This window comes from Methanobrevibacter sp. (assembly GCF_017410345.1).
Lineage (GTDB): Archaea > Methanobacteriota > Methanobacteria > Methanobacteriales > Methanobacteriaceae > Methanobrevibacter.
The window spans coordinates 1-9,914 of the sequence record NZ_JAFQQZ010000046.1 but is presented as its reverse complement, the minus strand read 5'-3'; the positions used below and the strand labels follow the sequence as shown (position 1 = coordinate 9,914).

General features: G+C 32.9%; 12 protein-coding genes and 2 tRNA genes. 10 read left to right on the top strand and 4 right to left on the bottom strand.

What is annotated here, in order from left to right:
• Window positions 1-88 precede the first annotated feature (88 nt).
• The 7 genes from IJE13_RS06955 (at window position 89) to truD (ending at window position 4,367) form a co-directional block, all read left to right on the top strand.
• On the top strand, window positions 89-499 hold the full coding sequence (locus tag IJE13_RS06955) for a pyridoxamine 5'-phosphate oxidase family protein (protein WP_292778644.1): 411 nt from the start codon (window positions 89-91) through the stop codon (window positions 497-499).
• 68 nt (window positions 500-567) lie between these two features.
• On the top strand, window positions 568-963 hold the full coding sequence (locus IJE13_RS06950; RefSeq protein WP_292778642.1) for a hypothetical protein: 396 nt from the start codon (window positions 568-570) through the stop codon (window positions 961-963).
• Window positions 964-1,041: 78 nt separating this feature from the next.
• Window positions 1,042-1,114: transfer RNA gene (locus tag IJE13_RS06945), tRNA-Ala, on the top strand.
• Between the two features lie 240 nt (window positions 1,115-1,354).
• Window positions 1,355-2,050: a class I SAM-dependent methyltransferase gene (locus IJE13_RS06940; protein ID WP_292778640.1), complete on the top strand. Its 696-nt coding sequence runs from the start codon at window positions 1,355-1,357 to the stop codon at window positions 2,048-2,050.
• A gap of 200 nt (window positions 2,051-2,250) precedes the next feature.
• Window positions 2,251-2,706, top strand: a complete 456-nt coding sequence (locus IJE13_RS06935; protein ID WP_292778638.1) for a hypothetical protein — start codon at window positions 2,251-2,253, stop codon at window positions 2,704-2,706.
• Window positions 2,707-2,826: 120 nt separating this feature from the next.
• A tRNA-Arg gene (locus IJE13_RS06930) sits at window positions 2,827-2,900 on the top strand.
• Between the two features lie 108 nt (window positions 2,901-3,008).
• Window positions 3,009-4,367, top strand: coding sequence for a tRNA pseudouridine(13) synthase TruD (truD, locus tag IJE13_RS06925; protein ID WP_292778636.1), 1,359 nt, complete (start codon window positions 3,009-3,011; stop codon window positions 4,365-4,367).
• Between the two features lie 9 nt (window positions 4,368-4,376).
• On the opposite strand, the gene IJE13_RS06920 is transcribed toward truD, so the two are convergent.
• The 3 genes from IJE13_RS06920 to IJE13_RS06910 are packed head-to-tail and all read right to left on the bottom strand — an operon-like array spanning window position 4,377 to window position 7,097.
• Window positions 4,377-4,958 (bottom strand): TMEM175 family protein, encoded by a 582-nt coding sequence (locus IJE13_RS06920; RefSeq protein WP_292778634.1) that lies wholly within the window; start codon window positions 4,956-4,958, stop codon window positions 4,377-4,379.
• 52 nt (window positions 4,959-5,010) lie between these two features.
• Complete coding sequence (locus IJE13_RS06915; protein WP_292778632.1) at window positions 5,011-6,225, bottom strand: cytosine permease; 1,215 nt, start codon at window positions 6,223-6,225, stop codon at window positions 5,011-5,013.
• Between the two features lie 26 nt (window positions 6,226-6,251).
• Window positions 6,252-7,097 carry a pyridoxamine kinase gene (locus IJE13_RS06910; RefSeq protein ID WP_292778630.1) on the bottom strand — a complete coding sequence of 282 codons (846 nt, stop codon included), beginning with the start codon at window positions 7,095-7,097 and terminating at the stop codon, window positions 6,252-6,254.
• Between the two features lie 261 nt (window positions 7,098-7,358).
• On the opposite strand from IJE13_RS06910, the gene IJE13_RS06905 reads away from it, so the two are divergent.
• Together IJE13_RS06905 and IJE13_RS06900 are read left to right on the top strand one after the other, a co-directional pair.
• The gene (locus IJE13_RS06905; RefSeq protein ID WP_292778628.1) at window positions 7,359-7,748 is read left to right on the top strand and encodes a DUF126 domain-containing protein; all 390 of its coding nucleotides are present in this window, start codon (window positions 7,359-7,361) and stop codon (window positions 7,746-7,748) included.
• Between the two features lie 81 nt (window positions 7,749-7,829).
• Complete coding sequence (locus IJE13_RS06900; protein ID WP_292778626.1) at window positions 7,830-9,068, top strand: amidohydrolase family protein; 1,239 nt, start codon at window positions 7,830-7,832, stop codon at window positions 9,066-9,068.
• Window positions 9,069-9,158: 90 nt separating this feature from the next.
• Here the strand turns inward: IJE13_RS06900 and IJE13_RS06895 are convergent, their stop codons facing one another.
• Window positions 9,159-9,410 (bottom strand): hypothetical protein, encoded by a 252-nt coding sequence (locus IJE13_RS06895; RefSeq protein ID WP_292778624.1) that lies wholly within the window; start codon window positions 9,408-9,410, stop codon window positions 9,159-9,161.
• A gap of 213 nt (window positions 9,411-9,623) precedes the next feature.
• Between IJE13_RS06895 and IJE13_RS06890 the strand changes: the two genes are divergently transcribed.
• Entirely contained in the window at window positions 9,624-9,836 is a 213-nt protein-coding gene (locus IJE13_RS06890; protein WP_292778622.1) for a heavy metal-associated domain-containing protein, read from the top strand.
• Window positions 9,837-9,914: the final 78 nt, after the last annotated feature.

Sequence of the window (9,914 nt, the reverse complement as noted above, 5' to 3'; positions counted from 1 at the left end):
TTCTTATTTTTTTAATTGATTATTATCAATTATCTAAATTATTTTTATTGATTTTTTTTATTTTTCATTTAATTCAAAAGGTGATAAAATGGCAGAAGGTGCAGAAAGAATAGATGAATTCATGAGTGAAGCAAAAGTGTTTTTCCTGGCAACTGTTGATGGAGACAAACCAAAGAACAGACCTTTAGGTTTCCATCTTCTAAAAGACGGAAAGATCTACTTTGGTGTAGGAAACTTCAAGGACGTCTACAAGCAAATGGAAGCAAATCCTTATGTTGAAATCGTAGCCCTTGTGGAAACCGATTTCCTAAGATACTACGGTAAGGCAGTATTTGAGGAAACCTACGACTTTGCAGATGTTATCGTTGCAGGAAATGAATTCCTACAAGGAATCTATAATGATGAAACCGGTTTCAAATTAGCTATTTTCCACTTGGAAGAGGCTACTGCTGAAATCCGCGACATAACCGGTAAAATCAACGAATCATATAATTTCTAATTAAATTTCTTTTCTTTTTTTATTTTTTCTTATTTTTTTAATCTATTTATCAAACTAAAGTGTATTTTATGAGCTTATTGAAAAATATTAGTGGAATCTTTAAAAAATCTGATGTCTTGGATTTGGCCAAGGAATTCAAATTGGAATATGAAGCAGGCAATATGGAAAACATGAAATCAATAGTGGATAAATTTGTTGACCATTACCCTGATTCCTATTATGCTTCCTGTTCCATGGTGATTTATGTTATTCTTCTGTATAATGAAGACCCTTTGAAAGTTCCTCCAAACAGGCTTAATAACCTAAGCATTATGGAACGGAATATAAGATATTTTGATAAATCCAGTACTGAATCATTAGATAGTGAAGAGCTTGAATTAAGGCAATGGTATAGAAGTGAAGTTGATAAGAATGTAAAGTTTATGGAATCAACAGGATTCAGATTTTCATCTGATGATAAATAATGCTAATGATTTTATCAATTCTGATAAATAGTTTTTTATAATAAGAATTCCAATATAATATATTATCTGATATTTTGTGGGCTGGTAGCTCAGATGGGAGATCGTCGCCTTGGCATGGCGGAGGCCCCGGGTTCAAATCCCGGTCAGTCCACTTCTTATTTTTTTTAAACATCAGACTTCTTTTTTTAACTTTTAATTTTAGTTTATTTTTCATGCAATTTTTAAATTTTTACATATTATTAAATATTTAGGTATACCTAAACTTTATATATCACTTAGTTTAAATATTTATTTAAATATTACAATTTTTTTCAATTTCAAAAAATAAATCAATTAATTTATAAAATTTCTATTTCTAAAAAATGTTAAAATTTATTTTAAAGGTGTAATAATGGGATTTTTTTCAAATATGAGAAAACCGGAAGGAAAACTAGGTAACATTCAATTGAAATCAATGAATAAGGAACACACCCCAGTTTCATTATGGGGATTGAAGCACTTGAACATTTCTCCTGATGATATTGTATTGGATATTGGCTGTGGCGGTGGAATGAATATCAATCGTATGGCTCAGACTGCAAAGAAGGTTTATGGAGTGGATTACAGCATAGAAAGCGTAAAGCTTTCAAAGGAAGTGAATGAAGATTTCATTAAGGAAGGAAAAGTTGAAATCTATGAAGGAAATGTAATGGATCTTCCTTTTGATGATGATAGTTTTGACATTGTAACTGCCTTTGAAACCGTTTATTTCTGGCCGGATATTGTTAAATCCTTTGGTGAAGTGAAGAGAGTTCTCAAGCCAGGAGGCATGTTCCTAATTGGCTGTGAAGCAAATGGAACAAACAATTTGGGAATGAAATTCTTTAACAAAGTTATCGACATGACCTTCTATGAAGACAATGATCTGGTAGGATTTTTAGATAAAAACGATTTTAATGAGATTACCGTTTATCTAAGAGACGGAAAGAACAAAGAGGAAATCATTAAAAAGAGTGATGGAGAGATCTTTAAGATTGATGATGATTATAATAATTTCTCCATCTCAGACAGATTCGTTGAATGGATGACTGTAACAGCTATAAAATAGCAGTTAAAAAATTCATTTTCATTATAATTTTTTAAATTCATTATCTCTTCTTATTTTATTTTAATTTTTCAATTAAATCATTATTTTTTAAATCAAATCAATTTTACAATCTTAAATCAATATTAAACTTATTATAATGCTTTAAAAAGCTTTTTATATGATTAAATCAAATATAAATCTACAAATATTCATGTGATTTTATGTTTTATTTAATCAAGGACAATAGGGGATTTGTATCACTAATGGATGCATTGCTTTCCATTTTCATATTGTTTATGGTTTTAATTGCTTTCAATATGATTATTGAGATTGACATTCCAAGTTTAAGTGAGGAAAGCAGTGATTTCAAGACAAGTCAGGATATTATGGAAATCATGTCATCTAAGGTGGATGGCAGAGATTACACATTAATTGAGAGGATATCTTATATATTGTCTAGCAATGACAATTCCATATCTTCACAAAGACAAGTCAAAGAGATTTTAGATGAATTCTTTATGGTTTATTTGGATGGGAGATATCATTATTCATTTGTGGAAACAAATCAATTGAATGGAGAGGTTCTATCTTCAAATGGTGATTTTTCCAGTGCAGAAAGAGTTAATGTAGCTAGTCGAAACTATGGAAACTACTCATATAGATTATATTTATTCTAATTCCCCCAATTCCTCTCATCTATTCATAGCCAAAACTTATATATTGGAATATACATATATTAATTAAGTTATAATAGTAACTACTTATTTTAGGCTATTTTTACTATTTTTCATTTCTTTGCCCTGGTGGTGTAGCTTGGATAACACGTGGGACTGCGGATCCCATTCCCCGGGTTCAAATCCCGGCCAGGGCATTTTTTATATTTAATAACTGATTTTAACTTTTTTAAGGAATTAATAATCTTTTAAGGAATTAATAAATCATTAATTTATATTTATCATTTTATTCAAGAGGAATGGCTATGCTTAATGCAAACACTTACGTAACAAAGGAAGAAGGTATCGGCGGTACAATCAGAAACAGATGGGAAGACTTTTATGTTGAGGAAATCCCTGAAGTGATTCCAGATGGAGAAGGTCCAAACATTTACATTTGGATTGAGAAATTGGGAAGAACCACTCTTGATGTTTTGCTTGATATTGCAAGAGACCTTCATATAGACAGAAAAAGAATGGGTTTTGCAGGAATGAAGGACAAGAAAGCCATTACTCGCCAATGGATCTGCATAGCTAATATGGATTCTGAAGAACAGTTCAATCAAGTCAAGGCATTGGAGGGAACCATTCACAACACAGAATTCCTAAAGGTTGTAAGGGGAAGAAAGAAGTTAAGAATGGGTCAATTAAAAGGAAACAAATTTAGAATCCTGGTAAAAGATATAGATGGAATGGACTCAGAAGATGATGAGACAAGAAGATTAGCTATTGAAGATGCAGCTAAAAGAGCAGATGCCATTTTAAAGACTCTTGAGAAAACAGGTGTTCCTAATTACTTCGGTTGGCAAAGGTTTGGTAAGCCAAGAACCAACACCCATTTGGTTGGAGAAGCTCTAATTCAAAATGACTTGAAGGAAGCTGTAAGAAGATATATTGGTAATCCTTCTCCAGAAGAAGGTGAAGAAGCAAGAGTCGCTCGTCAAGCATACGATGATGGCGAATGGGAAAAGTCATTGGAATTGATGCATCCTGGAATGCGTTATGAAAAGATGATGCTTAAGGTTCTCATCAAGGAAGAAAAAAGAGCTATCAGAAAGATTGCTGAAAAGGAAGGAATCGAACCTGAAGAAGTGGATAAATCTCAAGTTGAATTATCAGATAAGGCATATAAGAATGCCATTCATGCACTTCCAAAGCCACTTCAAAGAATGTTTGTCCATGCTTACCAATCATTTTTGTTCAATGCTGCAGTAAGTGAACGTGTAGCTATGGGAATGGACAAATACATTGAAGGAGATATCGTAATCGATAAAGAGGAGCGTATAGTAAGGGATAAGACAAATGAAGAGTTTCAGGAAATGGTATCCTCCTTTGAAATAAACCAGACATGTCCATTGTATGGTACAAAAGTTCCATTTGCAGGTGGAGAAGTCGGCAAGATGGAAGAGGCTATTTTAGACAGTTATGGACTAACTAAAGCCGATTTTGAAGTTCCAAAAATGCCTCGTTTAGGAAGCCATGGCTTGAGAAGAGCTATGAGATTTCAGGTATGGGATGCAAGTGCTAAAGCTGTGGAAGATGGTGTAATGTGTGAGTTTTCCATTGATAAAGGGTCCTATGCAACTGCAGTATTAAGGGAAGTATTGAAAAAGGATGTGTACTAATTCCCTTTTTTAAGATTTTAAAGAAGAATGTATTGATCTTACAATAGTTATTAAGCAACAAATGCTAATTGCAATAGGATATCCTAATATAGCTATAATGAATCCAATAATAAATATTACGAATGGAATATATAATGCTTCCTTAACATTTAAAGCGTTTTTTAAATAATCTTCATTCTCCTTATTGACTTTTAATAATGACTGTGCCATAAAGTATAAGATTATATCGACAATGATAAAGTCCAATCCATATAATGCTTGTGGGATAAAGTCATTAGGATGATTTGCTACGAATATTGTCAGATAAGGAATCAATGAGAATACAAACATCAATAAAATGTTTTGCCAAATGATGTTTTTATTGATTCTATTTACATGATTGTAGATTAAATGATGGTATTGCCAAAGGTTAGCACATACTAAAAAACTTATTAAATATGCAAAATAAGATGTTTTCAAAGCCCAAATTGATGCAAGGGATGCAGTTGCAGGTTGGGGTAATTCCAAAACAAGTACGGTTACAATAATTGCAATGATTGCATCATAAAATGCTTCGAGCCTACCAGTTTCCATAAAATTTACTTCAGCCATGATTATAACTTTTTTATTATAACTATTTATATATTTGTAATCTATCTATTTTTCACACTTCAACTAAATCTGATTGGGATTTATTTTTCACCAAAACACCAAGATAAGCCAGTGCAGCTGATACTATTATGGCAAGTAATGTTGGGCCTAATGGAATTGAATCGAGTCCTACAGTGAATTGGTACACGATAAACCCTGCAAACCATGCAAACATGTTCCAGTACCAAATCTTTGTATCTCCGGTATCTTCTTTTGAAATGAAGAATGAAACCAAAAGCACTGCAGCCATTGGGGCAAACACTGAAGCGATAAGATATAAAAATCCAATGTAATGATCCATGATTCCTGAAATGGCAAGCACACAACTTAATATGCTCACTACAACTCCCGCAATTCTAGGATTGATTCTATTAACGATAGCTTTTGCAGATTCTCCTGCTGAATTTGCTGCTACAAAGTTGGATGTTACAGTTGAAAGCACTAGGATAATCACTCCTTGGGCTCCAAGGCCTGCCATAAGGATTGATTGTGCAATGCTTGTTGTTCCAATTCCAACAATTTGCATACCTAAAATGTACATCCAAAGGCTTGCTATAGTGTATGCAACTGCAGAAATCATTGTTCCGTTGACTGGATTTTCAACATCTTTAGTATAGTCTGAAATTACAGGAAGCCATGAGATAGGCATAGCTATTGATATTTCAAAGATGTTCCAAAAGCTTAGTGTTGGGGAACTTGCACTTGTTATTGAAGCAATAGGCAATGCATTTGTTATGTTTCCTCCCAATAGCTTAAAGGATAGGATTGCAAGCAATACTGTAAGCACCACCATCATTACGGTTGTTACTTTTGATAAGCGGTAAAGTCCAACATAAACCCATATTGCAATGATTAGAGAGAGGATGATGCATGTTAAAGTGAAGGATATAGGTAAATTCAAACCCATCATAGCCGCTGCACCTTGGGCATTAAGCACAGCGACCCATGCTATAAGCTGCATCACATTCAATGAGGAAAAGAATTTGGAACCGAAATCCCCAAAAGTGGATTTAATGGTCTCCATTGCATTCACTCTAAGGCGTGCACCGACTAAACCTATAAAAAATAGTAATATTCCACCTATAATGTGTCCAAGCACCAATGGAAGCCAAATGGAATCAATTGGGGATGAGGAAGCAAGCTGTATTCCCGCTTCTATTTCTGAAACAGAGACTGCAACTCCAAACCATATTACTCCATTTGAAAAAAGACCAGTACGATTTTCCATAGTATTCCACTTTAAAATTAGTTAATTTAAATTGTTTTTAATAGGTCATACAGTTCTGGAATTGCCTGTTCAAATTTAACTCCATAGGTATGAGTCTTATCGCCAATTGTTTTTTCAATTGCCTTTTTAGTAAATTCTCCAGCCACTTTTGCTGCAGATGAAGGGGATTTTCCTAACATTACAGATCCTACAAATGATGAAGCAAAGACATCTCCGGTTCCATGGGAAACATAATTCACCTTATCATTGTATACAATATCAATTGTATCTTCCTGCTTATCCAAAACAATCATTCCCATTTCATCATTATCATTTTCATATCCTTTTAGGATAACATATCTTTTAGTGAATTGTGCAAGCTCTTTAGCCATTTCGAGCATTTCCTCTTTTGAAAATGTTTCTTTCCAAGGTTTATGCAATATATAGCAAGCTTCAGTTGTGTTAGGTAGAATGTAGTCTCCTAATTTACAAAGCTCTCCCATTGCATCTGCGAATTCCTGGTCAAAACCATTGTAGAATTCTCCATGGTCTGCCATAGCAGGGTCTACGAAGACTAGTCCATCGTCATTTAATCTTGAGTCTATAATGTCTTTAATGTAATCTAATTGCTCTTTTGATGCAATGAAACCAGTATAAATGGCATCAAAGGATATTCCTTCCTTTTCCCAATGTTTTCTAATTTCAGGAAGGTCTTCAGTTAAGTCTCTCACAGTAAAGTCTGTGAAACCTGAAGTGTGTGTAGATAGGACCGCAGAAGGAATAACTGCAGTTTCTATTCCAAAAGCAGAAATTACAGGGAGTGCAACAGTTATTGAGCACTGCCCATAGCATGAAATATCTTGAATAGTTAAAATTTTTGTTGTTTTACTCATTTTTTCAAACCTAATCTCATTTTAATAATTACAGTTAATTAGTATTTTATTTTTAGTATTTAATAATTTTCGTAATTAACTTAATTAATTCTCAAATAATAATTTATAACAATTGTTATATACATTAAAGTATATAAATATTTGTTATAGGGTACAAAAAGATACAATACCGGAATTTTAAAAATTTTTATAATAGAATTAATAAACTAATTATGATTAATGTTAATTTTTAAATAATTATTTATTTTCATATGTGATTTTATGATTGAATGCAGAAATATTTCTAAAGGAAAAGCAGAAGGGGAATTAATTGTATCTAGTGAGGCTATCAGTTTTTTAGGTGGGGTTGACCCTGAAACTGGTGTAGTCATTGACCCAAATCATGAACTCAAAGGAGAATCCATTAAGGATAAAGTCCTTTTCATTCCTGGCGGAAAAGGTTCAACTGTTGGATCTTATGTAATATTCCAGATGATGAAAAACAACACAGCTCCTAAAGCAATTATTTGCCTAAAAGCTGAACCGATTATAGCAACTGGTGCAATCATGTCTGACATTCCAATGGTTGATTCTCCATCAAGCGTTGAAGAATTGGTAAATGGACAAATGGTTGAAGTAGACAGTGATAACGGTAAAATAACTTTATTATAATTGATAATTTATTTTTATTTAATTTTTTATTTTAATTATTATTTGATTATTCTAGATCGATTTTAACATTGAGGTGATAAAATGTCTTCCGTATACATTAAAAATGTAAATATTATAAATCCATTTAGTGAAGAGCCTCTTGAAGAGCGTCATGTTTTAATCAAAAATGGCAGAATTAAGTCATTGCATACAGAGGAATCTTTCCTTTACAAAGACCATATTGTTATAGATGGTGAAGATAACTACCTCTTGCCAGGTTTTATAGACTCACATGCCCATATCATGGCAAATGGATTTCATAAAGAGGATATAATGAAGGACCCTCTTTCATATTACTTTTACAATGCAGTTTCCAATATGAAGGCAACAATTGATGCAGGAGTAACCACTGTACGTGACACAGGACTTGCAGACATTGGAGTAAAAATGTCGCAGGAAAGGAAGATTTTTCCAGCTCCAAGATTGAATATTTCAATAAAGCCTTTAGCTATTACAGGGGGGCATTTTGACCATTATCTAAATTCAGGATTTGATATGGAAATTGCATATCCTGGTTTTCCAGTAGGGACCTGTGATGGAATTGAAGGTGTTTTAAGGAAAACCCGTGAAGTCATTAGGGCACGTGCAGACTTTATTAAGATCATGGCAAGCGGTGGAATTCTATCCCCATACACTTCTCCAGACATTGCGCAATTCAATAAGAAAGAGTTAAAAACCATAGTTGATGAGGCAGAAAATCATAATTTGAAAGTGGTTGCCCATTGTCACAGTTTGGAAGGAATTGAAAGATGTGCAAAGGCAGGTGTAAAATCCATTGAGCATGGTACTTTCATTGATAAGAAGGCTTCACAGCTACTTGCCAAAAAGAGAATGTATCTTACTCCGACATTGGTTGTTCATCACACACTAATTAAGGAAGGTTTCCCTGTTTGGGATAATTTTGCAGATGACAAGGTGAAAAAACTTAAAGAAGTTGTTAAAATACAAAAGGAAAACATTGCTACAGCTTATGAAGAGGGTGTAAGTTTCCTAATGGGGTCTGACTGTGGTGTAATAGACCATGGAAGAAACCTTGGTGAATTGAAATACCTTGTTGATGTAGGGTTAAGTCCTCTTGAAGCTATTCAGGCAGGTACAATTGAAGGGGCCAGATTCTTTAATCAGGAAAATGAGTTAGGTTCCATTGAAGCAGGTAAAATAGCTGATATGATTATTGTAAAAGAGAATCCAATTGATAAAATTGAGTCCTTAGAGAATAATGATAATATTTTGACTGTGATACAAGACGGCAGAATCTTGAAACACAATCCTATTTTTTAATTAAAAATGATTTTAGATGAATTGGATGAAGAGATGTAAAAAAAGAGATGTAAAAATATAATTTAAAAAAATAAGAGATAATAAAAATTATTATCTCTTAAAAATTCCTTTAATTTTGTCCAAGATACCAGTAGTAGTAAGAACAGTCACTCCGATACTGTAAATATCTTTAGCTCTTGCTTTGTCTACTCCTAGTTTCTCAGCAATCAAGTTAACTATCAAGTCTTCTGCTCCACCGCCTGCGGTGAAGTTTTCCGCAAAAATATCGCTGACGATATTTCCTTGGTCTTCTGTCAAGTTAGCTTGTTTCATTAGTTCTTGAATAAGATCTGAATTAGTCATAATAAAATATTTGTTATTATTAATATTTAATATATGCTATTTTTTTCATTATCAATGAATAATTTTTCAATTAAATTTTATATTTATGCGCTATTGTTTAAATATCGGTTTGCTTGCTGATTTTTAGGTATACCAAAAATTTATTTATCATATTATATATATAGTATAATAACATACATAACAATAGTTAAAAAATATTTATTAGGTGAAATTATGGCAATTGATAAAAAAGAAGTAAAAGTCGTTGGAATGCACTGTCCTTCATGTGCAAAAGCTGTTGAACTTTGCATGATGGATTTGGACGGTGTCGAATCTGCTGTTGTGGATTTGGATGCAAATAAGGTAGAAGTCGAATATGACACTGAAAAAGTATCTGATGTGGATTTAGCTGGTGCAGTTAAAGAAGCAGGATTCGATGTGGAATAAGAAGATTGTTTTCCAACATTTTTCTTATTTTACTTGATTTTTCAGATTATTTGATTTTTTTATAACTATTTTTAATTT